The organism is Streptomyces kaniharaensis, from assembly GCF_009569385.1.
In the GTDB taxonomy this organism is placed as follows: domain Bacteria; phylum Actinomycetota; class Actinomycetes; order Streptomycetales; family Streptomycetaceae; genus Kitasatospora; species Kitasatospora kaniharaensis.
In genome coordinates this window covers 2,357,020-2,381,687 of the sequence record NZ_WBOF01000001.1, presented here as the reverse complement: position 1 = coordinate 2,381,687, position 24,668 = coordinate 2,357,020, and the positions used below count along the sequence as shown (strand labels likewise).

Genomic DNA, 24,668 nt, shown 5'->3' with positions numbered 1-24,668 from the left:
TCGCACGTAGGAGCCCACGATGAACGCGGTCCTCATCGCCCTCCTGGTGCTGCCGCTGCTCGGCGCCGCTCTCACCCTGGCGCCGGTGTTCGGCCAGGACGCGGGCACCGCCCACCGACGGGCGCTGCGGCTGAACTCCGTCGTCACCGGCGCGGTGTTCCTGCTCGGCGTCGCGCTGGCGGCCGGGTTCGACCACGACCGGCCCGCCCGGATGCAGGCCACCACCGACGTGGCCTGGATCCCGGCCATCCACGTGCGCTTCCACCTCGGTGTGGACGGCGTCTCGCTGCCGCTGATCGTGCTCACCGCGCTGCTCACCTTCCTCTGCGCGCTGTACTCGGAGAAGCGCCTGCCGGACGGCGAGGGCACGCCGTCCGCGAAGTCCTTCGTCGGGCTGTTCCTCCTCCTCGAAGTCGGCATGCTCGCCACCTTCGCGGTGCTGGACCTCGTGCTCTTCTTCCTGGCCTTCGAGATCGTGCTGATCCCGATGTACTTCCTGATCGCCCGGTGGGGGAGCGGCGCGAAGGTGCCGGCCGCCAACCGGTTCATCCTGTACACGCTGCTCGGCTCGGCGGTGATGCTGCTCGGCTTCCTGCTGATCGGCAGCAAGGCGGGCACCTTCGACATGCAGGCCCTGGCCACCGCGCACGGCAGCGGCCTGAGCCACACCACCCAGGTCGTCGCCGCGCTGGCGATCATGATCGGGCTCGCGGTCAAGGCCCCGGCCTGGCCGCTGCACAGCTGGCTCCCCGACGCGCACACCGCCGCCCCGACGGTCGGCTCGGTGCTGCTCGCCGGCGTGCTGCTGAAGATGGGTACGTACGGTCTGGTGCGCGTCCTCCTCCCGGTCGTGCCCGACGGCACCACGACGCTCGCCCCCTACCTGGGCGCGTTCGCCGCCGTCGGCATCGTCTACGGCTCGCTGGCCTGCCTCGCGCTCGCCCGCTCCGGGGCCAAGGGCGACCTCAAGCGTCTGATCGCGTACTCGTCCGTGGGCCACATGGGCTTCGTCCTGCTGGGCATCGCCTCCCTCACCCCGGCAGGCGTCAACGGCGCGCTGTTCGCCAACATCGCGCACGGTCTGATCACCGGCCTGCTGTTCTTCCTCGTCGGCGCGATCAAGGACCGCTACGGCACCGCGGACCTCGACACCCTGTCCGGCAGCATCGGCGCCGCCCTCTACGGCCGGACACCCCGGATCGGCGCGCTGCTCGCCTTCGCCGCCGTCGCCAGCCTCGGCCTGCCCGGGCTGGCCGGCTTCTGGGGCGAGCTGCTCGCGATGTTCGGCGCGTTCGACCCGGCCGCCGGCCTGTCGCGCCCCGCGTTCGTCACCTACATGGTCCTGGCCGGTCTGGGCACCCTCCTCACCGCCGCGTACCTCCTGATCGTGGTCAAGCGCGTCTGCATGGGCGACCCCAGGCAGCCCGCACCGGTGGCCGAACTCGCCGACCTGCGCCCTTACGAGGCCGTCAGCTGGACGCCGCTGGCCGCCCTCACCCTGCTCGCCGGCCTCTGGCCCGCGCTCCTGCTCGGCCTCTCCGATCCCGCCGTCAAGCACCTCCTCGGAGGTGGCTGACATGCTCGGAGCCCAGCTCGCCGCACTCGGACCTCACTCCACGGGGCAGCACACTGTGACCTCCCTCGCCGTAGCCAACCCGGGCAGCCTGATCCAGTCCGTGGACTGGGTGGCGATCGCGCCCCCGCTGATCGCCGCCGTGGCCGCCCTCGTGGTGCTGGTCACCGACCTCTTCCTGCCCGAGCACCACAAGAAGTGGCTCGGCCGGCTCACCGCGGCCGGACTCGCCCTCGCGCTCATCTCGCTCCTCCCCCTCACCGGGGGCTCACCCCGGGCGACGTTCTGTGCGCAGAACGTAGCAGGCGTCACTGACACTCCAGGCATCAGCGGCTCCGCCGCGGGGGGCTGCTCCTACGTCGCCGACCACTTCGCCCTGGTGTTCCAGCTGCTCGCGCTCGGCGGCGCGCTGATCGCCGCGCTGCTGTCCGCGCACACCGTCGAGGACGAGAAGCTGCCCGGCGGGGAGTACTGGTTCCTGCTGCTCTCCAGCGCCTCCGGCGCCGCCCTGCTGCCCGCCTCCCGCGACCTCGCCACCATGGTGATCGCCCTGGAGGTGGCCTCGCTGCCCGCCTTCGCGCTGGTCGCGCTGCGCCGGGACGGCCGGGGCGCCGAGGCCGCGCTGAAGTTCTTCGTCTCCTCCGTCACCGCGACCGCGGTGATGCTGCTCGGCGTCGGCTTCGTCTACGCGGCCAGCGGCAGCCTGCACCTCGGTGCCGTCGCCCAGGGCCTGGAGCACGCCCCCGGGCAGCTCAGGCCGCTGGCCGAGGCGGGCGCCGTCCTCACCCTGGTCGGCTTCGCCTTCAAGGTGGCCGCCGTCCCGTTCCACTTCTGGGTGCCCGACACCTACACCGGCGCGCCGCTCCCGGTGGCCGGCTACCTCTCGGTGGTCGGCAAGGCGGCCGGCCTCTCCGGCCTGGCGCTCGCCACCACTATCGCCTTCCGCCCGTACGCGCACACCTGGGGCCTGGTCCTCGCGGTGCTGGCCGCCGTCACCATGACGGCCGGCAACGTCGGCGCGCTGCGCCAGCGCTTCGACACCCGCTACAGCGCGGTGCGGCTGCTCGCCTGGTCGTCGGTCGGCCAGGCCGGATACCTGCTGGTGCCGCTCGCCGCCGCCGGCTACGCGCCCACCGGCACCGACCCGCTCGGCGCCACCGCCGCGTACGCGCTGATCTACGGCGTGGTGAACCTCGGCGCGTTCGGTGTGGTCGCCGCCGTCGGCCGCCGGGCCGGGACCAGCGTGGATGACTTCCGCGGCCTGTTCGCCCGCCGCCGCTGGACGGCGCTGGCGCTCGCCTTCTTCCTGCTCTGCCTGGCCGGGCTGCCGCCGGGCGTGATCGGGCTGTTCGGCAAGGTCGTGGTGTTCCGCGCGGCCGTCGATGCCGGGCTCGGGTGGCTGGCCGTGGTGATGGCCGTCAACGTGGTCGTCGCGCTGTACTACTACCTCCTCTGGACGGCCCGGCTGTTCGCCCCGGTGGCGGAGGGCGAGCCGGTCGGCGAGGCTGTCGTCGAGCGCCGGCTGCCGGTCAGCCTGACCGCCACGCTGAGCCTCACCGCCTCGGCCGCCGTGGTCCTCTCGGTCGCCCCGCAGCTCGTCCTCCAGGTGGCCGGCGGCAGTCTCTTCTGAGCAGCCGCCGGGCCGCCGGTGCGGTGTCGCGTCGGTCACAAGGGAACAAGCTCCCCGGCCCCGCCCGTTGACCGGGCAAGAGGGACGAGGCAGAAAGGGCTTCCCCACCGCACCACTGGAGGGCCTGACGTGCACCGTCGGCACAACGGACTGAGGACCGCCGTCCTGCTCGGCGGCCTCTCGGCACTCATCCTGGTGATCGGGAGCTTCTTCGGCCGCACCGGCCTCGTGATCGCCCTGCTGGTCGCGGTCGGGACCAACGCCTACGCCTACTGGAACAGCGACAAGCTCGCGCTGCGGGCCATGCGGGCCCGGCCGGTCAGCGAGATCGAGGCGCCGCGGCTCTACCGGATCGTCCGCGAGCTCTCCACCTCGGCCCGCCAGCCGATGCCCCGCCTCTACATCTCACCGACCCCCGCCCCCAACGCCTTCGCCACCGGCCGCAACCCGCGCAACGCGGCCGTCTGCTGCACCGACGGCATCCTGCAGCTGCTCGACGAGCGCGAGCTGCGGGGCGTGCTCGGGCACGAGCTCAGCCACGTCTACAACCGGGACATCCTGATCTCCTCGGTCGCCGGGGCGCTCGCCTCGGTGGTGATGTTCCTGGTGAACTTCGCCTGGCTGATCCCGTTCGGGCGCAGCGAGGACGACGACGGGCCGGGCCTGTTCGGGTTCCTCGCGATCATGATCCTCGGCCCGCTGGCCGCCGGGCTGATCCAGCTCGCGGTCAGCCGCTCGCGCGAGTACCAGGCCGACGCCGACGGCGCGCGGATCACCGGCGACCCGCTCGCCCTGGCCAGCGCCCTGCGCAAGCTGGAGGCGGGGACGCGCCGGTTGCCGCTGCCGCCGGAGCCGCAGCTCCAGACCGCCAGCCACATGATGATCGCCAGCCCGTTCCGCCCGGGCGAGGCCGGCGCGAGGCTGTTCTCGACCCACCCGCCGATGGCCGAGCGCATCGCCCGCCTGGAGCACATGGCCGGGTACCGGCGCTGAGGGCCCGACGGCCGCGGGCCCGACGCCGAGGAGGCGCGCCCGCACCGCGACGGGTACGGGCGCGCGGACGGTCACTCCGTCTCGGGCCGGTAGACGCAGAGCGCCCAGATCACGAACACGTCCAGGGTGATCACGATCAGGGCCCAGAGCGGGTAGTACGGCAGCGACAGGAAGCACTCCGCGGCGCTCACCGAGGCGAGCCCGATGCCGACGTACCGCGCCCAGGCGGAGCCCGTCACCACGAAGTAGCCGGTGGCGGCGAGCAGCAGGCCGATGATCAGGTGGATCCAGCCCCAGCCGGTGAGGTTGAAACGGAAGACGTAGTTCGGGGTGCTGACGAAGACGTCGTCCTTGGCGATGGCCATGATGCCGCGGAAGACGTCGAGCAGGCCGTTGAGCATCATCAGCACGCCCGCGAACACCACGCCGCCGGTCACCCATCCGGAGTTCACCGGCCTGAGCGGGCTGGTCGGCCTGGTCGGGCTACTCGAACTGCTCACGGGGTTCCTCCTCTGCCGAACGGACACGCTCTGCCGAACGGACATGCCGAACGGGCGTGCGGATTCGACCGTCCGTCGGGCCGCCGCGGCGGGCAACCGGGTCGCGCCCGTCCGGGTGACGGGGCCGCGCGCGCCGAGCGCTGGGCCGTGGCCACCCCGCCGGTACGGCCGACCCCCTGAGGGGCAGGACGCCTGCGAACCACCGGTGTCGACCGGTTCGTCGGGCGGGCGCCGCTCGTTAGGATGAACAGCGTGTCCCGGCAGCTCCGGGGCGCGGCATCCGGAGGGAGTGGGCCGTCATGGCAGACGAGAGGCACGCCCCGGCGGCCGGGGACGCCCCCGCCCGGCGACGCGGCCAGGGCGAGCTGGAGGCCCAGGTGCTGGCCGTGCTCCAGCGCGCGCCCGGCCCGGCCACCGCGGGGTGGGTGCAGGAACGTCTGGACGGCGACCTGGCGTACACCACCGTCATGACCATCCTGTCCCGGCTGCACGCCAAGAACGCCGTCTCCCGGACCCGCTCGGGCCGCTCCTACCTGTGGCAGGCGTCCTCCGACGCGGCCGGGCTGGCGGCGCTGCGGATGCGCCGGATGCTCGACGGCGAGGCCGACCGGGACGCCGTCCTGGCGAGCTTCGTGAGCGCCCTGCTCCCGCACGACGAGGGGCTGCTGCGCGCGCTGCTCGACTCCGCGTCCGCCGATCCGGCAGCGGCCGACCGTGAGAGCTGACCCGTGGGCTTCTTCGTCTTCCTCCCGCTGATCCTGCCGCTGACCGCGGTGCCGATCGCGCGTCTCACCGAGCAGCACCTGCATCCGCGCGGGGCGGCCCGGCTGATGACCGTGATCAGCGCGGTGATGGCGGTGTGCAGCGTGCTCTGCCTCGGGCTGATCGGCGTGGTGGGCACCGCGCAGATCCCCGGCAACCCGTTGCCGGACAGCTGGTCCGACCCGGAGGTGCGGGCCGCGCTGCCGTACCACGAGACGGTCGGGACGGCCGCGATGTGGCTGCTGGTCCTGGTCTCGGGGGCCTGCCTGCGGACGGCGCTGCGGCACCTGCGGGTCCGGGCCCGGGCCCGGCGGGCGCTCGACGGCCTGCCCGAGGCCGGCGGACCGGGCAGCGACCTCGCCGTCCTGCCGGACCGCAGCCCGTACGCGTACGCGCTGCCCGGCTCGCCGGGCCGGGTGGTGGTGTCCACCGGGATGCTGGACGGCCTCGCCGAGGACGAGCGCGAGGCGCTGCTCGCGCACGAGCGGGCGCACCTGGTGCACAGGCACCACCGGTACCTGCTGACCACCCAGCTCGCCGCGAACGTCAACCCGTTCCTGCGCCCGCTCCAGCAGGCGGTGGCCTTCAGCGCCGAGCGGTGGGCGGACGAGGAGTCGGCACAGGCGGTGGGCGACCGGCGGATCACCGCGCGGGCGGTGGCCCGGGCGGCACTGGTCTCGCGGGCCGTGCCGGCTCCCGGCTTCGCGGCCTTCGCCGCCCCGACTCCGGCCCCGGGCCCGGTCCCGCGGCGGGTCGCCGCGCTGCTCGGGCCGGTGCCGTCCTCCCGCAACTGGCCGCCGGCGAAGACCCCGGCCGGCCTGGCCGCGATGGTCGCCGCGGTCGGGACGGCGGCGTCGGCGCTGTGCGCGCTCAACGCGGCGGTGGCGCTGCTGGTGGTGTTGAAGGCCGTCACGCCCCTGTAGCCCGGACCTCCGGAGTTCAAGGCTCGGAACAGAAGGCTCAGACGTCTCGGACGTCCGCGAGCTGGACGATCATCTTGCCGGTGTTGGCGCCCCGGAGCATGCCGAGGAACGCGTCCACCACGTGGTCGAAGCCCTCGACGACGGTCTCGTCGGGGACGACGGCGCCGGAGCGCAGGTGCGGGACGAGGAAGTCGTACAGCTCGGGGCGGGCGTCGAGGTGGTCGCGGACCAGGAAGCCCTCCAGACGGAGGCTCTTGCCGACCACGTCGTAGAGGTTGCGCGGTGCGGCGGGCGGGCTCTGGAGGTGGTTGTACTGGGCGACTGCCCCGCACCAGGCGATCCGGCCGCGGTCGCGCAGCGCGCCGATGGCCGCCTCCAGGTGGTCGCCGCCGACGTTGTCCAGGTAGACGTGCAGGCCGTCGGGGGCGGCCTCGCGCAGGCGCTCGACGATGGGGCCGTCGTGGTAGTCGAAGGCGGCGTCGAAGCCGAGGCGGTCGGTGAGGTGCGCGGCCTTGGCGGCCGAGCCGGTGCTGCCGATGATCCTGCCGGCGCCGAGGAGGCGGGCGAGCTGACCGGCCGCCGTGCCGACGCCGCCGGCCGCCGCCGAGACGAAGAGCGTCTCGCCGGGCTGGAGCCGGGCGATCCGGGTCAGGCCGACCCAGGCGGACAGGCCGGTGCCGCCGAGCACGCTCAGGTGGGCTCTGAGCGGGACGCCCGCGAAGTCGGGTAGCGGGGTGGCCTCCTCGGCGGTGACCACCGAGTGGGTGCGCCAGGCCTTGCGGTGGTGGACCAGCGTGCCGGTCGGCAGCGCGCCGCTGCGGGACTCGACGACCCGGCCGAGGGTGCGGCCCTCCAGCGGGGCGTGCAGGTCCCAGCCGCCCTCGTCCATCTCCTCGCGCATGTACGGGTCGACGGACTGGTAGACGTTCTCGACCAGGGCCTGGCCGTCGGCGAGCGCGGGGGCGGTCTCGTCGACGAAGGCGAAGTCGTCGGCGGTCGGGGCGCCGTCGGGGCGGGAGACGAGGTGGACGGCGCGGACGGTGGGGCGGGACATCGGTGGCTCCGGGGTGGGTCGCGGTGGACGGACGTGATCACCGTAGGAAGCGGGGGAGCGGCCGGGCAGGGGCCCGCGTCGATCGAACAGCCGCTTCCATGAACAGATTCGATGGATCCCGGTAGATTCGGCGGCATGACCGATCTCGCCCCGCACGAGCTGCGGATCCTGGTCGCCGTCGAGGAGGAGCGGAGCTTCACCGCGGCGGCCGCACGCCTGGGGACCACCCAGTCCGCCGTATCGCACGCCGTGCGCGCCTGCGAACGGAAGCTCGGCGCGGTGCTCTTCGACCGTGGGCGCCACGGTGCACGCCTCACCGACGCCGGCGCACGGGCGGTGGCGTACGCCCGCCGGATCCTGCGGCTGATGGCGGCGATGGGCCCCGAGGTGCGCGGCGCGGGCGCGGCGGCCGAGGAGGTGACCGGCACGCTGCGGATCGTCGCGTTCCGCAGCGTCGCCGCGCATCTGCTGCCGCCCGTGCTCGCCCGGCTCACCGCCCGCCACCCCGGGCTGACGCCGCGGGTCCGGATCGTCCGGGAACTCGGCCGCGGCACTGCCGGGGAGGTCGCCGACGGCCGCGCCGACCTCGGGCTGGCCACCCTGGACGCCGCCGGCCCACCGCCCGCACCGGGCCTGGTCTCGGCGCGCCTGTTCGAGGAGACGTACGCGCTCGCCCACCCGCAGGGCCACCCGGCGCCGCGCGGGCTGCCGCTGGTCGACTGGGACGAGAACTGCGGCTCCTACACCCGGGACTGGTGGCAGCGGCAGGACTGGATCCCGCCCGCGACCATCGACGTGGAGGACGACACGGTGGCCGTCTCGCTGGTCTCGCAGGGCCTCGGGATGGCGATCATGCCCCGGACCACCCTGCTCGGCGCCCCGCCCGGTCTCGCAGTCACCGACCTCGGACCGCGCCCGCCCAGCCGGTTCGTCGGCTACGTGACCACGCCCGAGCTGGCCGGGACGGCCGCCGTGCGGGCCCTGATCCGCGAACTGCGGGCGGCTCCGCTGCCGGACGGACTACGCGCCGCCTAGGGCCGGGCCGCTACTCGCCCACCGCCTCGCGCAGCCTGCGGAACTCGGCGGCCAGCGCGTCCAGCGTGTAGTGCGCGTTGAGCCCGCTCGGGTTCGGCAGCACCCACACCTCGGTGTCGCCGATGCCCTCCGGCTGCCGCCCGATCACGGCCTTGCGCGCCCCGAAGGCCGTCCGGTAGGCGCCGATGCCGAGGACGGCCAGGGCCCGCGGACGCAGTCGCAGCACGCGCTCGCGGAGCGCGGCGCCGCCCTCGCGCAACTCCTCGGCGGTCAGTTCGTCGGCCTTGGCGGTGGTGCGCGGGGCGACGTTGGTGATGCCGAGGCCCAGGCGGAGCAACTCGCGCTGCTCGTCCGGGCGGTACTGGCGGTCGGTGAAGCCGGAGCGGTGAAGGGCGGGCCAGAAGCGGTTGCCGGGGCGGGCGAAGTGGTGGCCGGTGGCGCCGGACCAGAGGCCCGGGTTGATGCCACAGAAGAGGACCCGCAGCCCGGGCCCGGTGACGTCCGGGATGGTGGAGTCCTTGGCGGCCAGCAGCTGTTCGGCGGTGGGCTTCGTCGGCGGGCGGGGCGGTGTCAGCACGCGGCCAAGTCTGCCCGCCCGTACGCCTGTCGAGTCCGCCGGGCCCACAGCCACCGCAGGCCGAAGACCACCACGGCCGCGTACGTCCAGCCCGCCAGGATGTCGACGATGAAGTGCTCGGCGCCATACACCAGCGTGAACGCCATGGTGAGCGGATAGGCGACGAGCAGGGCGCGCAGCCAGGGGCGGGCGGTCGGCCAGAAGAAGAACAGCAGCATCGCCGGGTAGGCGGAGTGCAGCGAGGGCATCGCCGCGACGTCGTTGGCGAACTGGCTGCCGTTCTCGAAGACGGACTGGGCCTGCGGCAGCCCGCTCTGGGTGAGCACCGAGGACACCACCCGGGGGAGCGCCGGCAGGTGCCCCTCCTGGGCGACCAGCCAGGGCGGGTCTGCCGGGTAGAGCAGGTACGTCGCGAAGCCGGCGAAGGTCAGGGCCAGGTAGCACGCGAGCAGCCGGCGGTAGCGCGCGTGGTGGCGGCGCCAGAGCACCGCGAGGATCACGAAGACCAGGAAGAAGTGCGAGAGGTAGACGGTGACCGCCGCGTAGTCGTACCAGTGCGGTGAGCCGGGCGTGTACAGCGCGTGCTGGAGCCGGACGGTCCACGTCGCGCCGAACCCGAGCACCCGGTCGGCGCTCAGCTGCGGCAGCCAGTGCGGCGCCCACGGGGTGTGCGCGCCGTAGCCGCGCAGCAGCGAGTACGTCCAGACCGCGGCCATCACCGGCACCCAGTCGCGCAGCACCAGGAGGAAGCCGCGGGGGCCGTGCCCGCTGTGCACGGCGGCGGTCAGCAGGGCGCCGATCAGCCAGCAGAACACCACGTCGTTGGCGGACGGCAGTCCGTTGGCGTGCAGGTACCAGCCGAAGGCCGCCAAGTAGAGCGGCCAGGCCAGCAGCCGCAGCCTCGCCAGGCCCGCCGGACGTGGTCGCCCGGCCCGCACGAGTGGTGGTGGGGCCGGGCGGAGCAGGTTGGTCATGCCCGCTGAAACTAGCAAAGCAAGCTGGGAGGACTCTTCACGAACGATGACCGGATCTTGAGAAATCCCTCGTTAGGTGGGGGTTCACGGCGGGTCCAGGACTGGGGGGCAGGCCGGTGGGAGGTCAGGACACGATGCCCAGCTCGTGCGGGGTGTTGTTGAACCGCCGTCCGCCGTTCGCCGTGACGGTGACGATGTCCTCGATCCGCACCCCGAACCGGCCGGGCAGGTAGATCCCGGGCTCGATCGAGAAGCACATGCCGGGCACCAGCGGCTGCTCCTCGCCCTCGACCAGGTACGGCGGTTCGTGCGTGGTGATGCCGATGCCGTGGCCCGTGCGGTGGATGAAGTACTCGCCGTAGCCGGCCTCGGTGATCACCCGGCGGGCGATCCGGTCGATCTCCTGGCAGCCGACCCCGGGGCGGACGGCCTCGAACGCGGTCTGCTGGGCGAGCCGGACGACGTCGTGCACCGTCCGTACCTCGGCCGGTACGTCCGGGCCGACGTGCACGGTCCGGGTGGTGTCCGAGCCGTAGCCGTCCTTGAGGCCGCCGAAGTCCAGCACCACGGTGTCGCCCGGCTCGATGACGCGGTCGCCGGCCTCGTGGTGCGGGTCGGCGCCGTTCGGGCCGGAGCCGACCACGGTGAAGTCGACCTGGCTGTGCCCGTACTGGATGAGCAGCGCGCCGAGGTCGGCGGCGACGTCGGTCTCCCGGCGCCCGGCGAAGGGCACCTCCAGGATGCCCCGGTAGGCGGCGTCCGCGGCGCCGCCGGCGGCGGCGAGGCGGTCCAGCTCGTCGGTGTCCTTGACCGCGCGCAGCATCGGCAGGCCCGCGGTGAGCGCGGTGAAGCCGGCGCCGGGCAGCGCGCCCTGGAGGCCGAGCAGGTGCATCGCCCAGGTGTTGTCGGAGATGCCGTACCGCCCGGCCGGGTCGAGCAGCGGGACGGCGGTGGCGTACGGGTCCTCGCCGTCGGACCAGTCGAGCAGCCGGACGGCCGGCGCGCCGGGCGCCTTCTCGGCGTCCGGGCGCTCCAGCCTGGGGACGATCAGCGCGGGTTCGCGCCCGGCGCCGAGGACGAGGGCGGTGAGCCGCTCGGTGATCGCGGTGGGCCGGTAGCCGCAGAGGTAGGCCAGGTCGGGGCCGGGGGCGACGATTAGGCCGGCCAGTCCGGCGGCGGCCGCGTCGGCGGCGGCGCGGGCCATCCTGGCGCGGTAGTCCTCGGTGGTGAAGGGTCGGAGCACTGGTGTTCCTCCTCGGGGTTCCGGACGGGCTGCTGGGACTCCAGCATGTGGAACTCCGTCACGCCCGTGCGGAGTCGGCGAAGTGCCGCAGGAACAGCGCCTCGACGTGGGCCATGTGCTCGATCTCGCCCGGGTCGACGCTCTCGTTCGGCGCGTGGATCCGGCAGCGCGGCTCCTCGACGCCCATCAGGATGAGTTCCGCGTCGGGGTAGGTGGTGGCGAGGACGTTGCAGAGCGGGATCGAGCCGCCCTGGCCGAGGAAGGACGTCGGCCTGCCGTAGACCTCCCGCATCGCCCTGTCGAGCGCGGCGTACGCGGGGCCGCCGGTGGCAGCGCGGAACGGCGAGCCGGCGCTCTCCCGTTCGACGTCCACCGCGACGCCCCAGGGCGCGGCGGCCTCCAGGTGCGCGATCAGCGCGTCCTGGGCGGCGCGCGCCTCGGTGCCGGGCGGCACCCGCAGGCTCACCCGGGCCCGGGCGGCGGCCGGGACGGCGGCGGCCGAGCCGACCACGGGCGGGCAGTCGATGCCGAGCACGGTGACGGCGGGGCGGGCCCAGAGCCGGTCGGCGACCGTCCCGGAGCCGGTCAGACGGACGCCGTCCAGCACGCCGGCGTCGGCGCGGAACCGCGTCTCGTCGTAGTCGGCGCCGCTCCAGGTGCCGGTGTGGTCCAGGCCGTCGATCCGGGTGCCGCCGTCGGCGTCGCGCAGCGAGTCGAGCATCCGGATCAGCGCGGCGAGCGCGTCCGGGGCGGGGCCGCCGAACATGCCGGAGTGCAGGTCGCCGCGCAGCGCCCGGACGGTGACCACCACGTTGGCGACCCCGCGCAGCGAGGTGGTGGCGGTGGGCACGCCGACGGCGGCGTTGCCGGTGTCGCAGATCAGCAGCGCGTCCGCGTGCAACTCCCCGGCGTGCGGGGGCAGGTACGCCTCCAGGCCGCCGGTGCCCTGCTCCTCGGAGCCCTCGACGACGAGCTTGAGGCCGACCGGGATGTCGTCGCCGAGCGCCCGCAGGGCGGTGAGGTGCATGACGATGTTGCCCTTGCAGTCGGCGGCGCCGCGCCCGTACCAGCGTCCGTCGCGCTCGGTGAGCTCGAACGGCCCAGAGGTCCACGCGGCGTCGTCGAGCGGGGGCTGGACGTCGTAGTGGGAGTAGAGGAGGACGGTCGGGGCGCCGCGCGGCGGCGGGCGGTGGCCGATCACGGCGTGGCTGCCGTCCGGGGTCTCCTCCAGGTGGACGTCGCGCAGGCCGACCTCGGTGAAGGCGGCGGCGACCCACTCGGCGGCCTCCCGGCACTTCTGCGGCGGGTACTGACGGGGGTCGGCGACGGACGGGATGGCCACCAGCTCGGCCAGGTCGGTTTTGGCGCGGGGCATCAACTCGGCTATCCGGCGGGCGAGTTCGTCAGGCGCCTTGCCGGTCGTTCCGTCGGTTGTTCCGTCGGTCATGGGCACTCCCGTGGGCTGTTCGCTGACGGTGTCGCGGAGGTCGAGGTCGTCCGGTCCTGGATGCCGGCGAGCCCGGACGGCAGGGGCCGTCCGTGGAAGTCAGCGCGGGAGCCGGGTGCGCGCGCCCGCCCGAAGGCAGGGGCGCCGGGGCGGCCGTACCCGGCCAGTTCACCCGGTTGGCCCGGATGCCGCATGTGGCGTGCACCCGCACGGGTGATCGCCGTCAGGGCCGGTCGGCCGAGGTCTGCGCGCCCGGCCAGGCGGCGCGGCGCAGCGTCCGGCCCGCGGGGGCGGGCGGCAGGGCCGCGGCGAGCAGGGCGGCGATCACGGTGAGTGCGGCGGTGGGGGAGAGGTGGTCCAGCAGGCCGCTGCCGAGCGTCCCGGCGGGCATGCCGGCGGTGATCAGTCATGCCCACCCCTGGCGTTCTCGGCACCGCAATCGTCCACGTTTGCGTGAATGGTGTCTCAGGCGTGACCACTCACCGCCGAACAGTTCTCCGCCTGATCCGGCTGCGGGCCCAACTCGCCGAGATCTTCGACGAACCGAACGCCGAGGAGCCCAGTCGGGCCGAGGATTCGATGGACGTGACGGTGTCCACGCTGTTGTGCGGACGTCGGTCGAGCACGGAATCATAAATTCCGCGCCGCCTGTCGGTGCGGTGGGCGACGATGTCGGGCATGGCATACGAACTCCAGGCGCTGATCGGCTCGTTGGCGCTGCTCACGGTGGCGGCGGCCGAGGTGCCGGTCGCCCGGGTGGTGCCGCTCGCGCAGGGGCTGGCCCTGATCCCGGCCACTCCCGCCCTGCTGGCCGCCTTCCAAGTCGACGGCGGCGAACGGAAATCCGCGGGCGAAGGCGGCTTCGCCTGGCACTCGGAGGGCTTAGAGCGGCGGCTCGCGGCCTGGTCCAAGGCCGGCCCCATCGCCTGCGTCGAGGCCGCCTACTGGGGCGGCCGCGGCACCCAGCGCGCCGCCGTCTGGGCCGACGGGCGAGTCGACCTCGGCCCGCTCGTCAGCGGCGAGGAGGAGTCCTTCCCGCCGGAGGGCAGCCCGATATCCCAGGCCCTGCGCCGGATCGGTGCCCGTACGGAGGAGGGCCAGGTCGACGAGTTCGCAACGGTCGGCCTCGACGCCCACCGGAGTACCCGGGACTGGGAGGCGGCCGGCTGAGCCACGCCGGGGGCCGGGCCTCCGGTGACCGCCCCCCGCCCCGCCCAAGCCCACCGACCCGAAAGGCCCCGGTCCGTCAGCTTCAGGACCGGGGCCTCGCCGCATTCCGCGTCAGACGGTCAGCGGTAGTTCACGAACTGGATCGCGAAGTCCAGGTCCTTGCCCTTGAGCAGGGCCTGGATGGCCTGGAGGTCGTCGCGGCTCTTCGAGCTGACGCGCAGCTCGTCGCCCTGGACCTGGGCCTTGACGCCCTTGGGGCCCTCGTCGCGGATGATCTTCGCGACCTTCTTGGCATCGTCCGTGGAGATGCCCTCCTTCACGTCCGCGAAGATCTTGTACTCCTTGCCGGACAGCTGCGGGTCGCCGGCGTCCAGGGCCTTCAGCGACAGTCCACGCTTGATGAACTTGCTCTGCAGCACGTCCAGGATGGCCTTCACGCGCTCCTCGCCGTTGGCCTTCATCTCGATCTTCTCGCCGGAGCGGCTGATCTCGGCGCCGACGTTCTTGAAGTCGAAGCGGGTGGCGATCTCACGGGAGGTCTGGTTGATCGCGTTGTCGACCTCCTGCCACTCGACCTTCGAGACGATGTCGAAACTGGAGTCGGCCATGGGTGTTGGTCTCCTTGATGCTCTGGCTTCACTGGCACGGCCCGCCCCACCGGACGCCCGCCGCCCCAGCCTATCCAGCGCCACCCCGCCGCTGCCCCCGACAGCCACGCCGAGCGCCTTGATCATCGCGTGACCAATCGAGTGGCGAAGCACCCCCCGACATCAGGTATCGTTTACGAAGTCGAACGGGGCAGCGCCCCGGGGACGAGATCCTGGCTGGTTGCCCGAGCGGCCAAAGGGAGCAGACTGTAAATCTGTCGCGCAAGCTACGCAGGTTCGAACCCTGCACCAGCCACAGGATAGAGAAGTGCCCGTGACCTGCGGAAACGCAGGTCACGGGCACTTTTTCGTTCAGTTCACTCGCGGACGGCGTTAGGCCCCCATTTGGGTGGCTTGTCGCTTTGTGCCGCCCGAATCCCAGCGCTGACCAGCGCATACGGACCAGCTGCGGACCAGGATCCGGGGCCGGCGCCGCCGGGCGGTTCCGGTTGAGCCGCTTCGAGATCAGCTCGTTCGCGTACTCGACGGTGCCGTGCAGGCACTTCGCGTAGACCCGCAGGTTGGCGGCCAGGTAGCCCTCCTCCACGGCGTAGCCGAAGAGGTGGCCGAGGATGCGGCGCTTGCGCAGGATGACCGAGGGGCGGCCTTCTTGCCGTCGAGCTTCGGCGACCACACCGTGGACCTCGCCGCCACCACCGTCACCGGCCCGGCCGGCCCGGTGCGGCTCACCCCGACGGAGTGGCGCATCCTCGCCCTGCTGCTCGCCAACCCGGGCCGGCTGGTGCCGGGCCGGCAGATCCTGCGCGAGGTCTGGGGGCCGGCCCAGGAAGGGCGCGGCAACCACCTGCGGGTCTACCTGGCGGGGCTGCGCCGCAAGCTGGAGCGCGACCCGGCCCGGCCGCGCCACCTGATCACCGAGCCGGGCATCGGGTACCGGTACGAGCCCTGACCGGTTCACCCGTCAACGGCCCGTCAAGAGCCGCCCGTTCCCCGACAGGAGAGCGTCAAGGCCGGTCGGGGACGGTCCTTCGCGGGCGTAGCGTCAGTGCTGTCCGAGCGGGACCGGCCCCGATGTGGGGGAGGCCGGGGACCGCTCCAGCCGCCGCAGGGCGGCCAGCAGGTGGGGGAGGGGCGCGCGGTTCAGCATCGCGCGCCCCTACGCCTTCCGCCCGCTCACGGTCTCCGCGCCGCCAACGCTGCCTGGCCGGGTTCAGTGCCCGTCGGAGCTCCCCGACTGTCGCGGCAGCGCCAGCGCCACGGTGTCCGCGAACTCCCGTACCGCGCTGGTCCGGCTGACCACCCGGCCGCCGTGCACCACCAGCCGGCTGTGCCCGCCAGCGAGCGCCCCCGCCAGGCTGTCCCCGCGCACCGCCAGCAGCTCCGCCGGGAACCCGGCGTCCACCCGCACCGGTGGCAGCCCGAGCGCCGCGCGCGCCTGGTTCGCCACCGCGTCGTACGCCGATTCCGGGTCCAGCACCCCGCTCGCCGCCAGCAGGAACGCGGCCTCCAGCGGGTCCGCCCGGCCGACCGGATTGGCCTGGTCCCGCAGCGCGCCGCTGGCCGCCGACATCGGCACCCGTGCCTCCGTCAACTCCCTCAGCAGGCCCGGCCGCAGGCCCGTCGACCGGCCCTCCAGCCCGGAGCAGCCGCCGTTCTGCGGCAGGCAGACCACCCGCACCCCGCCGGTGGCCAGCACCGTCGCCCCGCCCCGGGCCAGCGCCCCGCACGGGCCGAGCGTCACCCGCGGCCGCAACGGTGCCAACGCGCCGACCAGCCTGGCGAGTTGGGCCGGATCGCCGGCGGTGGTGTGCAGGTCCACCGGGCAGTCCGCCTCCCGGGCGGCCTCCAGCAGCACCTGGGCGTACCCGGCAGGGTCCGGGTCCAGCTCCGGGCAGCCGCCGGCCGCGGTGGCGCCCAGCTTGAGCGCGTCCCGCAGCTGCGCCCGGCCGTCCGCGCCGGCCCGGCCGGTGAGCAGCCGGGGCATGGCCACCGCCTGGAGCTCGGCCAGCCCGCGCAGCGCCTGCCGGGCGGTGAGCACCGCCTCCAGCCGGCGCAGCCCGTGCACGTCGCCGATCCGGACGTGGGTGCGCTGCGCGGTGGCGCCGTAGCCGAGCGAGGTGAGCGCGGCCTCGGTGACCCGGCGGGTGAGGTCGGCGGGCGTCTCCGGCGGCGGGGTGGGCAGCGCGGCGGAGAACGCGACGTCGTAGTGGGCGTGTGCCTCGGCCGGGGCCGGCAGCAGCAGATAGCCCCTGAGGTCGATCCGGGTGCCGCTGGTGACGGTGGGCGCGCCGGGCGGCGGGCCGAGACTGCCGGCGGTGCCGACGGCCTGGATTCGGCTGCCGCTGATCCGGACGTCCACCGTCCGCCCGTCCGCGAGCCGTGCGCCGGTGAGCAGGAGGACCGGGCCGTGCCCGAGCGGGCCGGCCGCCGGGCCGGGCCCCGGGTGCGGCCCGTCGGCCGCTGCGCTGTCCATGGCCGGCTCCTTCTCGCGCAGGCCCGTCGGGTGCCAGGCCGTCCCGATCGATGGGCGTCGAGCCTATGGCGCGCGGGGACGGGCCGCCGGGAGGCGGGCATTAGTCGTACGGGTCGGGCCGCACGCCTCGCGGGCCGATCGAACGCGAGGCCTTGGATCGCTCGCCCGTACCCGTCGCCGACCTGCGGTCTTCGCGCCGCGATACGGATTTCACCTCTGGGCGCGGAACGTGTAATCTCTTCCTCGTTCGCCCCTATAGCTCAGTCGGTAGAGCGTCTCCATGGTAAGGAGAAGGTCTGCGGTTCGATTCCGCATGGGGGCTCTGGTGAAACGCGGTCAGCTCCGACTGTGTCGCGGATCACTGTGGCGGTGTAGCTCAGTTGGTAGAGCAAGCGGCTCATAATCGCTGTGTCACCGGTTCAAGTCCGGTCACCGCTACCCCGCGTAGTCGGTCGGGAGATCGCACTCCCGGTCGGCTACTCTTGTTGTGTTCTTATTCGTTGTCCAAGGAAGGCACTCCCGTGGCTGCCACCGACGTCCGCCCGAAGATCACGCTGGCCTGCGTGGAGTGCAAGGAGCGGAACTACATCACCAAGAAGAACCGGCGCAACGACCCGGACCGTCTTGAGATGAAGAAGCACTGCCCCCGCTGCAACTCGCACACCGCGCACCGCGAGACCCGCTGACCCTGTCGCAGGGCGCCGGGCCTGTGTGAATTCAGGTCTTCGACTCCGGGCCGCATCCCCTACGGGTGCGGTCCGGAGTTTTTTCGTATCCCCCGCGTCTTCGAGGAGCTGCCATGGCGCTCGATCCCTCCTTCATCGGGCGGACCTATCCGCCGACCGAGCCGTACGAGGTCGGCCGGGAGAAGATCCGCGAGTTCGCCGTCGCCGTCGGTGACCAGAACCCCGCCTACAACGACCCGGAGGCGGCCAAGGCGCTCGGCCACCCGGACGTGATCGCCCCGCCGACCTTCCCGTTCGTGATCACCTACCGGGCGGCGGCCCAGGTGGTCGAGGACCCGGAGCTGGGCCTGGACTTCAGCCGGGTCGTGCACGGCGACCAGAAGTTCGCCTACACCCGCCCGGTGCGGGCCGGCGACCGGCTGTCGGTCACGGTGACCATCGACAACATCAAGTCGCTGGCCGGCAACGACGTGCTGACCGTCCGCGGTGAGGTGACGGACGCGACCGGCGAGCACGTGGTGACGTCGGTCATGACCCTGGTGGCCCGGGCCGCCGACGAGGCGGGGGAGTGAGCGCGATGGCGATCAGCTACGACGAGGTCGAGGTCGGCACCGAGCTGCCGGCGCAGTCCTTCCCGGTGACCCGCGACACCCTGGTGCGGTACGCGGGCGCCTCCGGGGACTTCAACCCGATCCACTGGAACGAGAAGTTCGCCCTGGAGGTCGGGCTGCCGGACGTCATCGCGCACGGCATGTTCACCATGGCCGAGGCGATCCGGGTGGTCACCGACTGGGTCGGCGACCCGGCCGCGGTGGTCGAGTACGGCGTCCGCTTCACCCGTCCGGTCCCGGTGCCCAACGACGGTGTGGGCGCGGTGATCGAGGTCAGCGGCAAGGTCGCCAAGCTGCTGGACGACCGCAAGGTGCAGGTCGACCTGCTGGCCACCACCGGCGGTCAGAAGGTGCTCGGCATGTCTAAGGCCGTCGTCCGGCTCGCCTAGGTCCCGCACGGGTTCCACCCGGCCGCGGTGGGGTTTCCCGCCGCGGTCGGCTCGGGTCTTGCGAAAGTAGTGATTGGCCACTAACTTTGAGGCATGGCGAGGACGAGCATGCGGATGAGTGCGGAGGAGCGGCGCGAGAGCGTCATCCGCGCCGCCATGATCGAGTTCGCCCGGGGCGGGTACCGGGGCACCTCGACCGAGGCGATCGCCCGCAGGGTGGGCGTCTCGCAGCCGTACCTGTTCCGGCTCTTCCCGAGCAAGCAGGCCATCTTCGAGGCCGCGGCCGACCGCTGCATCGAGGAGACCTGGCGGGTCTTCGACGAGGCCTCGGCCGGGCTGACCGGCGAGGCGGCCGCGGAGGCGATGTCCGGGGCCTACATGGGCCTGGTCGAGGACCGTGAGCAGCTCATGATGCAGATGCAGATCTACGTCTCGGTGTTCGCCGCCGGCATGGCCGGCGAGGACGGCATCGGGCAGACCGCCCGGAAGCGGTGGGAGGACCTGTTCGACCGGGTGCGGATCCGGCTCGGTGGCGACGTGAAGGATGCCACGCAGTTCTTCGCCTACGGGATGCTGACCAACACGCTGGTGGCACTGGGCTATCCCCGGGACCACCGGATCTGGGAAGGCCTCGGCGAGCACGAAGGGGGCGAGTAGCGGGCCGCACGGTGGCATCCGTGCGGCCTTTTTTCGGCCCAGCAAAGTTATTGATCGATAACTATCTAGAGGAGACCGGGGGAGTCATGTCCGAGAAACAGCCCCTTGGCAGAGCAGCCATCTGGACCCTGGTGATCGTCAGTGCGGCCGGCTTCATGGCCGCCCTCGACAACCTGGTCGTCACCACCGCACTGCCGTCGATCCGCAAGGAGCTCGGCGGCGGGCTGTCCGACCTCGAATGGACGGTCAGCGCCTACACCCTGAGCTTCGCCGTCCTGCTGATGTTCGGCGCCGCCCTCGGCGACCGTTTCGGCCGCCGCCGCGTCTTCCTGGTCGGCCTGGCGATCTTCACCGCCGGCTCCGCCGCGGCGGCCCTGTCCCCGGGCATCGGCGAACTGATCGCCGCCCGCGCCGTCCAGGGCGTCGGGGCCGCCGTGATGATGCCGCTCACCCTCACCCTGCTCACCGCCGTCGTGCCCGCGGCCAAGCGGGGGATGGCGTTCGGCATCTGGTCCGGCGTCAACGGCCTCGCCATCGCCTCCGGACCGCTGATCGGCGGCTCCCTGGCGGAGCACTTCTCCTGGCAGTGGATCTTCTGGGTGAACGTCCCGGTCGGCCTCGTCCTGCTGCCGCTCGCCTTCCGCCGGCTCGGCGAGAGCCGGGGCGCCGAGCGAGCCCTCGACGGCCCCGGCACGGCGCTGGTCAGCCTGGGGATGTTCGGGGTCGTCCTCGGCCTGATCCGCGGCAACCCGGACGGCTGGACCAGCCCGCTGGTCCTCACCGCCCTGATCGCCGGCGGCGTGCTGCTGGCCGCCTTCGTCGGGTACGAGCGGCGGTACGCCGCCCACCCGATGCTGCCGATGCGGCTGTTCCGCAGCCGGGCCTTCTCGGCCGTCAACGCGGCGAGCCTGCTGATGTACCTCGGGATGTTCGGCTCGATCTTCCTGATCAGCCAGCACCTCCAGGGCGTCGGCGGCTACAGCCCGCAGGAGGCCGGCCTGCGGATGCTCCCGTGGACCGCGATGCCGCTGATCGTCGCCCCGATCGCGGGCATCGTCGCCGACCGGATCGGCGGCCGGCCGATCGTGATCACCGGGCTGACGCTCCAGGCCGTCGGGCTGGCGCTGTACGCGGCGATCACCGACGGCAGCACCGGGTACGACTACCCGGCGGAGATACCCGCCATCGTGATCTGCGGGATCGGCATGTCGCTGTACTTCGCGCCGACCGCCCAGCTGGTGATGGCGAGCGTCCGGCCGCACGAGCAGGGGATCGCCTCCGGCGCCAACAACGCGGTGCGCGAGGTCGGCGGCGCGCTCGGGATCGCCGTCCTCTCGGCGGTGTTCTCGGCGCAGGGGAGCTACCGGTCGGCGCAGGCCTTCACGGACGGGCTGGTGCCCGCGCTCTACGTCGGCGCGGCGGTCGTCGCGGTCGGGGCGGTGTGCGCGGCGTTGATCCCGCGGCGGCGGAAGGAGGCCCCGACGGGCGAGCCCGGCGGGGAGGCGGCCGGCGAGCCCGGCGGGGAGACGGCCGGGAAGACGGCCGTGCCCGCGCGGGTCTGAGAGCAGCGGGTGGCAGGGGTGCCGGAGCGGCATCCCTGCCACCCGTACGCTGGTGGGCGTGCTGGTAGAAAACGACGCCCCCCTCGCCCCGCTGACCACCCTCCGGCTCGGCGGCCCGGCCCGCCGCCTGGTGACCGCGCACACCGACGACGAGGTGATCGCCGCCGTCCGCGAGGCCGACGCCGCGGGCGAGCCGCTGCTGGTCCTCGGCGGCGGCTCGAACCTGGTGATCGGCGACGCCGGCTTCCCCGGCACGGTGCTGCGGATCGCCACCACCGGCTTCGCCCTGGACGGCACCGTCCTGGAGCTGGCGGCCGGCGAGGTGTGGTCGACGGCGGTGACCCGGGCGGTCCGCGAGCACCGGCTGGCCGGCATCGAGTTCCTGGCCGGCATCCCCGGCTCGGCCGGCGCCACCCCGGTGCAGAACGTCGGCGCGTACGGCCAGGAGGTCGCGCAGACGATCACCGAGGTGGTCGCCTACGACCGCACGGCCGACGAGGTCGTCACGCTGACCAGCGCCGAGTGCGCGTTCTCCTACCGGCACAGCCGCTTCAAGGCCGAGCCGGACCGCTACGTCGTGCTGCGGGTGCGGTTCGCCCTGGCGGACCACGACGGGCTCTCCAGCCCGGTCAAGTACGCCGAGGTCGCCAAGCACTTCGGCGTCGAGCAGGGCGAGCGGGTGCCGCTGGAGCGGGCCCACGACGCGGTGGTCGGTCTGCGCTCCGGCAAGGGCATGGTCCTGGACCCGGCGGACCACGACACCTGGTCGGCCGGCTCCTTCTTCACCAACCCGGTGCTCACGGCCGCGCAGTACGAGTCCTTCCGCACCCGCCCGGGCACCGAGAACGCCCCCGCCTACCCGGCGCCGGACGGCTGCACCAAGACCTCGGCCGCCTGGCTGATCGACAAGGCCGGCTTCGGCAAGGGCTACGGCAGCGGCCCGGCGACGCTCTCCACCAAGCACACCCTGGCGCTCACCAACCGCGGCTCCGCCACCGCCGAGGACCTGCTCGCCCTGGCCCGGGAGATCCGGGACGGGGTGCGGGAGGTCTTCGGGGTGGAGCTGGTGAACGAACCGGTGATGGTCGGGGTGAAGCTGTAGGAGGGCGCTACGGCCCGGCGGTGATGGCGGGGGGCGAGCTCTGACCCGCGCTGCCGTGGCCGTCCGCCAGCCAGGCGTCGATGTCCGCCAGCAGTTCCTTGCGGACGGTCTCCGGCGCGCGCGAGCCGCGGACCGACTGCCGTGCCAGCTCGGCGAGTTCGGCGTCGCTGAAGCCCAGCACGTCCCGCGCGAGCTCGTACTGGGCGGCCAGCCGGCTGCCGAACAGCAGCGGGTCGTCCGCGCCGAGTGCCAGCGGCACGCCCGCGTCGAACAGCTTCCGCAGCGGGACGTCCTCGGGGTGCTCGTAGACGCCCAGTGAGACGTTGGAGGACGGGCAGACCTCGCAGGTGACCTGGCGGTCCGCCAGCCGCTCCATCAGCCGCGGGTCCTCGGCCGCCCGCACGCCGTGGCCGATCCGGCCGGCACCCAGGTCGTCCAGGCAGTCCCGGACGGACTCCGGCCCGGCCAGCTCGCCGCCGTGCGGGGCGGCCAGCAGCCCGCCCTTGCGGGCGATCTCGAAGGCCCGGTCGAAGTCCCGGGCAAGGCCGCGGCGCTCGTCGTTGGAGAGGCCGAAGCCGACCACGCCGCGGTCGGTGTAGCGGACGGCGAGCCGGGCCAGCGTGCGGGCGTCCATCGGGGACTTCATCCGGTTGGCCGCGACCAGCACCCGGATGCCCACCCCGGTGGCCCCGGCGGCGTGTTCGACGGCGTCCAGGATCAGTTCCAGCGCGGGGATCAGCCCGCCCAGCCGGGGCGCGTACGAGGTCGGGTCGACCTGGATCTCCAGCCAGCGGGAGCCGTCCCGCCGCTCGTCCTGCGCGGTCTCCAGGACCAGCCGGCGGATGTCGTCCTCGTCCCGGAGCACCGAGCGGGCGGTGTCGTAGAGGCGCTGGAAGCGGAACCAGCCGCGTTCGTCCGTCGCCCGCAGCTTGGGCGGCTCGCCGGAACTGAGCGCCTCCGGCAGCCGGACGCCGTGCTTGTCGGCCAGCTCCAGCAGGGTGGCGGGCCGCATCGAGCCGGTGAAGTGCAGGTGCAGGTGGGCCTTCGGGAGGCCCCTGACGTCTCGCGGATTCAACAGGCGTTCCATTCGCCGATCCTGCCGCATCGGGCCCCGAAACGGGAACCGCCCCCTTCTCCTCCCCCGATGGGGTGAAAAGAGGGCGGTGCGCCGGTGGGACCGGCACGGCGGATCGTGCCGGACGTCAGTCGCGGGCCTCGCCGAGCAGCTTCTGGATCCGGCCGATGCCCTCGACCAGGTCGGCGTCGCCGAGCGCGTAGGAGAACCGCAGGTAGCCGGGGGTGCCGAAGGCCTCACCGGGGACTGCGGCGACCTCGACCTCGTCCAGGATCAGGCTCGCCAGCTCGCTGGAGGTCTGCGGACGCTTGCCGCGGATCTCCTTGCCGAGCAGGCCCTTGACCGACGGGTAGGCGTAGAACGCGCCCTCGGGCTCGGGGCAGACGACGCCCTCGATCTCGTTGAGCATCTTCACGATCGTCCGGCGGCGGCGGTCGAAGGCGGTGCGCATCTCGTGCACGGCCGAGAGGTCGCCGGCGACGGCGGCGATCGCGGCGCGCTGGGCGACGTTGGAGACGTTCGAGGTGGCGTGCGACTGGAGGTTGGTCGCGGCCTTGATGACGTCCTTGGGGCCGATCACCCAGCCCACCCGCCAGCCGGTCATCGCGTAGGTCTTGGCGACACCGTTGACCACGATGCACTTGTCCCGCAGCTCGGGCAGCAGGGCCGGCAGCGAGGTGAAGCTCGCGTCGCCGTAGACGAGGTGCTCGTAGATCTCGTCGGTGAGCACCCAGAGGCCGTGCTCCAGCGCCCAGCGGCCGATCGCCTCGGCCTCGGCCTGGGTGTACACCGCGCCGGTCGGGTTGGACGGCGAGACGAAGAGCACCACCTTGGTGTTCTCGGTGCGGGCGGCCTCCAGCTGCTCGACCGAGACCTTGTAGCCGGTGGTCTCGTCGGCCACGACCTCGACCGGGACACCGCCGGCCAGCTGGATCGACTCCGGGTAGGTGGTCCAGTACGGGGCCGGGACGATGACCTCGTCGCCCGGGTCCAGGATCGCCGCGAAGGCCTCGTAGATCGCCTGCTTGCCGCCGTTGGTCACCAGCACCTCGGAGGCGTCCACCTCGTAGCCGGAGTCGCGCAGCGTCTTGGCGGCGATCGCGGCCTTCAGCTCGGGCAGGCCGCCGGCCGGGGTGTAGCGGTGGTTCTTCGGGTCGCGGCAGGCCTCGACGGCCGCCTCGACGATGTAGTCCGGGGTGGGGAAGTCGGGCTCGCCGGCGCCGAAGCCGATCACCGGACGGCCGGCCGCCTTGAGGGCCTTGGCCTTGGCGTCCACGGCGAGGGTCGCGGACTCGGCGATGGCGCCGATCCGGGCGGAGACCCGGCGGTCGGCGGGGCGGATGGTGGGGTCGGGCTGCGGGGTGGAAGCGCTCATGTCTGCATCGTCGCAGAACCGGGACGGACCGGGCATGGCGGTTCCGTCATCCGTACGGGGCTGTCCGAATCGCGGCGTCCGACGATCCGTCGGTGATCATGCGGGCATGCCGGACATATGCCGGACAACCGGTGGCCGGAGAGAAAAGAGGTTCGACCAAACACCCTCGAACCACGTACACTCACTGCTCGACGGCCCACCGAAAAAGACCGGAGCTTTCACCGCTTGTGCAGACAGCGGCGGGAGATG

Annotated in this window: 25 protein-coding genes and 3 tRNA genes; 17 read left to right on the top strand and 11 right to left on the bottom strand. The window is 73.1% G+C overall.

Annotated features, from left to right (window positions below; translation table 11 throughout):
- Positions 1-19: 19 nt before the first annotated feature.
- The 3 genes from F7Q99_RS10795 (at position 20) to htpX (ending at position 4,196) form a co-directional block, all read left to right on the top strand.
- Entirely contained in the window at positions 20-1,576 is a 1,557-nt protein-coding gene (locus F7Q99_RS10795; protein WP_153461042.1) for a complex I subunit 4 family protein, read from the top strand.
- A 1-nt stretch (position 1,577) separates the two neighbouring features.
- The gene (locus F7Q99_RS10790) at positions 1,578-3,203 is read left to right on the top strand and encodes an NADH-quinone oxidoreductase subunit N (RefSeq protein WP_153461041.1); all 1,626 of its coding nucleotides are present in this window, start codon (positions 1,578-1,580) and stop codon (positions 3,201-3,203) included.
- Between the two features lie 129 nt (positions 3,204-3,332).
- Complete coding sequence (gene htpX, locus F7Q99_RS10785) at positions 3,333-4,196, top strand: zinc metalloprotease HtpX (protein WP_326846520.1); 864 nt, start codon at positions 3,333-3,335, stop codon at positions 4,194-4,196.
- 71 nt (positions 4,197-4,267) lie between these two features.
- Here htpX and F7Q99_RS10780 read toward each other — a convergent pair whose 3' ends face one another.
- Positions 4,268-4,696, bottom strand: a complete 429-nt coding sequence (locus F7Q99_RS10780; RefSeq protein WP_326846519.1) for a DUF7144 family membrane protein — start codon at positions 4,694-4,696, stop codon at positions 4,268-4,270.
- A 299-nt stretch (positions 4,697-4,995) separates the two neighbouring features.
- Between F7Q99_RS10780 and F7Q99_RS10775 the strand changes: the two genes are divergently transcribed.
- Both F7Q99_RS10775 and F7Q99_RS10770 read left to right on the top strand, forming a co-directional pair.
- Positions 4,996-5,421 (top strand): BlaI/MecI/CopY family transcriptional regulator, encoded by a 426-nt coding sequence (locus F7Q99_RS10775; protein WP_153461039.1) that lies wholly within the window; start codon positions 4,996-4,998, stop codon positions 5,419-5,421.
- A gap of 3 nt (positions 5,422-5,424) precedes the next feature.
- Positions 5,425-6,381 carry a M56 family metallopeptidase gene (locus tag F7Q99_RS10770; protein ID WP_326846518.1) on the top strand — a complete coding sequence of 319 codons (957 nt, stop codon included), beginning with the start codon at positions 5,425-5,427 and terminating at the stop codon, positions 6,379-6,381.
- Between the two features lie 37 nt (positions 6,382-6,418).
- Here the strand turns inward: F7Q99_RS10770 and F7Q99_RS10765 are convergent, their stop codons facing one another.
- The gene (locus F7Q99_RS10765) at positions 6,419-7,435 is read right to left on the bottom strand and encodes an NADP-dependent oxidoreductase (protein WP_153461038.1); all 1,017 of its coding nucleotides are present in this window, start codon (positions 7,433-7,435) and stop codon (positions 6,419-6,421) included.
- Positions 7,436-7,570: 135 nt separating this feature from the next.
- Between F7Q99_RS10765 and F7Q99_RS10760 the strand changes: the two genes are divergently transcribed.
- Positions 7,571-8,470 (top strand): LysR family transcriptional regulator, encoded by a 900-nt coding sequence (locus F7Q99_RS10760; RefSeq protein WP_153461037.1) that lies wholly within the window; start codon positions 7,571-7,573, stop codon positions 8,468-8,470.
- Positions 8,471-8,480: 10 nt separating this feature from the next.
- Here the strand turns inward: F7Q99_RS10760 and mug are convergent, their stop codons facing one another.
- The 5 genes from mug to F7Q99_RS10735 form a co-directional block, all read right to left on the bottom strand.
- The gene (mug, locus tag F7Q99_RS10755; RefSeq protein ID WP_326846517.1) at positions 8,481-9,047 is read right to left on the bottom strand and encodes a G/U mismatch-specific DNA glycosylase; all 567 of its coding nucleotides are present in this window, start codon (positions 9,045-9,047) and stop codon (positions 8,481-8,483) included.
- Entirely contained in the window at positions 9,041-10,021 is a 981-nt protein-coding gene (locus tag F7Q99_RS10750) for a phosphatase PAP2 family protein (protein ID WP_153461036.1), read from the bottom strand. Before F7Q99_RS10750 ends, mug begins: the two co-directional genes overlap by 7 nt.
- 124 nt (positions 10,022-10,145) lie before the next feature.
- Positions 10,146-11,225, bottom strand: a complete 1,080-nt coding sequence (locus F7Q99_RS10745) for an aminopeptidase P family protein (RefSeq protein WP_153466041.1) — start codon at positions 11,223-11,225, stop codon at positions 10,146-10,148.
- A 97-nt stretch (positions 11,226-11,322) separates the two neighbouring features.
- Positions 11,323-12,711 carry a dipeptidase gene (locus tag F7Q99_RS10740; RefSeq protein ID WP_153461035.1) on the bottom strand — a complete coding sequence of 463 codons (1,389 nt, stop codon included), beginning with the start codon at positions 12,709-12,711 and terminating at the stop codon, positions 11,323-11,325.
- Positions 12,712-12,934: 223 nt separating this feature from the next.
- Complete coding sequence (locus F7Q99_RS10735) at positions 12,935-13,102, bottom strand: hypothetical protein (protein WP_153461034.1); 168 nt, start codon at positions 13,100-13,102, stop codon at positions 12,935-12,937.
- Positions 13,103-13,389: 287 nt separating this feature from the next.
- Between F7Q99_RS10735 and F7Q99_RS10730 the strand changes: the two genes are divergently transcribed.
- Positions 13,390-13,881: a hypothetical protein gene (locus tag F7Q99_RS10730; protein WP_153461033.1), complete on the top strand. Its 492-nt coding sequence runs from the start codon at positions 13,390-13,392 to the stop codon at positions 13,879-13,881.
- A gap of 119 nt (positions 13,882-14,000) precedes the next feature.
- Here the strand turns inward: F7Q99_RS10730 and F7Q99_RS10725 are convergent, their stop codons facing one another.
- Entirely contained in the window at positions 14,001-14,489 is a 489-nt protein-coding gene (locus tag F7Q99_RS10725; protein WP_153461032.1) for a YajQ family cyclic di-GMP-binding protein, read from the bottom strand.
- Between the two features lie 214 nt (positions 14,490-14,703).
- Between F7Q99_RS10725 and F7Q99_RS10720 the strand changes: the two genes are divergently transcribed.
- Both F7Q99_RS10720 and F7Q99_RS41020 read left to right on the top strand, forming a co-directional pair.
- A tRNA-Tyr gene (locus F7Q99_RS10720) sits at positions 14,704-14,784 on the top strand.
- Between the two features lie 354 nt (positions 14,785-15,138).
- Positions 15,139-15,438, top strand: coding sequence for a winged helix-turn-helix domain-containing protein (locus F7Q99_RS41020; RefSeq protein WP_407697764.1), 300 nt, complete (start codon positions 15,139-15,141; stop codon positions 15,436-15,438).
- A gap of 261 nt (positions 15,439-15,699) precedes the next feature.
- Here F7Q99_RS41020 and F7Q99_RS10710 read toward each other — a convergent pair whose 3' ends face one another.
- Positions 15,700-16,962 carry an amidohydrolase family protein gene (locus tag F7Q99_RS10710; protein WP_153461030.1) on the bottom strand — a complete coding sequence of 421 codons (1,263 nt, stop codon included), beginning with the start codon at positions 16,960-16,962 and terminating at the stop codon, positions 15,700-15,702.
- Positions 16,963-17,211: 249 nt separating this feature from the next.
- Between F7Q99_RS10710 and F7Q99_RS10705 the strand changes: the two genes are divergently transcribed.
- The 8 genes from F7Q99_RS10705 to F7Q99_RS10670 all read left to right on the top strand — a co-directional run bounded on the left by F7Q99_RS10705 (position 17,212) and on the right by F7Q99_RS10670 (position 21,969).
- Positions 17,212-17,284, top strand: a tRNA-Thr gene (locus F7Q99_RS10705).
- A gap of 43 nt (positions 17,285-17,327) precedes the next feature.
- A tRNA-Met gene (locus F7Q99_RS10700) sits at positions 17,328-17,400 on the top strand.
- A gap of 83 nt (positions 17,401-17,483) precedes the next feature.
- Positions 17,484-17,648, top strand: coding sequence for a 50S ribosomal protein L33 (rpmG, locus tag F7Q99_RS10695; protein WP_006604855.1), 165 nt, complete (start codon positions 17,484-17,486; stop codon positions 17,646-17,648).
- A gap of 113 nt (positions 17,649-17,761) precedes the next feature.
- Positions 17,762-18,220, top strand: coding sequence for a MaoC family dehydratase N-terminal domain-containing protein (locus F7Q99_RS10690; RefSeq protein WP_153461029.1), 459 nt, complete (start codon positions 17,762-17,764; stop codon positions 18,218-18,220).
- A gap of 5 nt (positions 18,221-18,225) precedes the next feature.
- On the top strand, positions 18,226-18,648 hold the full coding sequence (locus tag F7Q99_RS10685) for a MaoC family dehydratase (protein ID WP_153461028.1): 423 nt from the start codon (positions 18,226-18,228) through the stop codon (positions 18,646-18,648).
- A gap of 93 nt (positions 18,649-18,741) precedes the next feature.
- Positions 18,742-19,305: a TetR/AcrR family transcriptional regulator gene (locus tag F7Q99_RS10680; RefSeq protein WP_230210185.1), complete on the top strand. Its 564-nt coding sequence runs from the start codon at positions 18,742-18,744 to the stop codon at positions 19,303-19,305.
- An 86-nt stretch (positions 19,306-19,391) separates the two neighbouring features.
- Positions 19,392-20,867 carry an MFS transporter gene (locus F7Q99_RS10675; protein WP_153461027.1) on the top strand — a complete coding sequence of 492 codons (1,476 nt, stop codon included), beginning with the start codon at positions 19,392-19,394 and terminating at the stop codon, positions 20,865-20,867.
- 31 nt (positions 20,868-20,898) lie between these two features.
- The gene (locus F7Q99_RS10670) at positions 20,899-21,969 is read left to right on the top strand and encodes a UDP-N-acetylmuramate dehydrogenase (protein WP_407697849.1); all 1,071 of its coding nucleotides are present in this window, start codon (positions 20,899-20,901) and stop codon (positions 21,967-21,969) included.
- A 7-nt stretch (positions 21,970-21,976) separates the two neighbouring features.
- Here F7Q99_RS10670 and F7Q99_RS10665 read toward each other — a convergent pair whose 3' ends face one another.
- On the bottom strand, positions 21,977-23,056 hold the full coding sequence (locus F7Q99_RS10665; protein ID WP_153461025.1) for an adenosine deaminase: 1,080 nt from the start codon (positions 23,054-23,056) through the stop codon (positions 21,977-21,979).
- Between the two features lie 115 nt (positions 23,057-23,171).
- A complete protein-coding gene (locus F7Q99_RS10660) occupies positions 23,172-24,419 on the bottom strand; it encodes a pyridoxal phosphate-dependent aminotransferase (RefSeq protein WP_153461024.1) in 1,248 nt (415 codons plus the stop codon).
- Positions 24,420-24,668 lie beyond the last annotated feature (249 nt).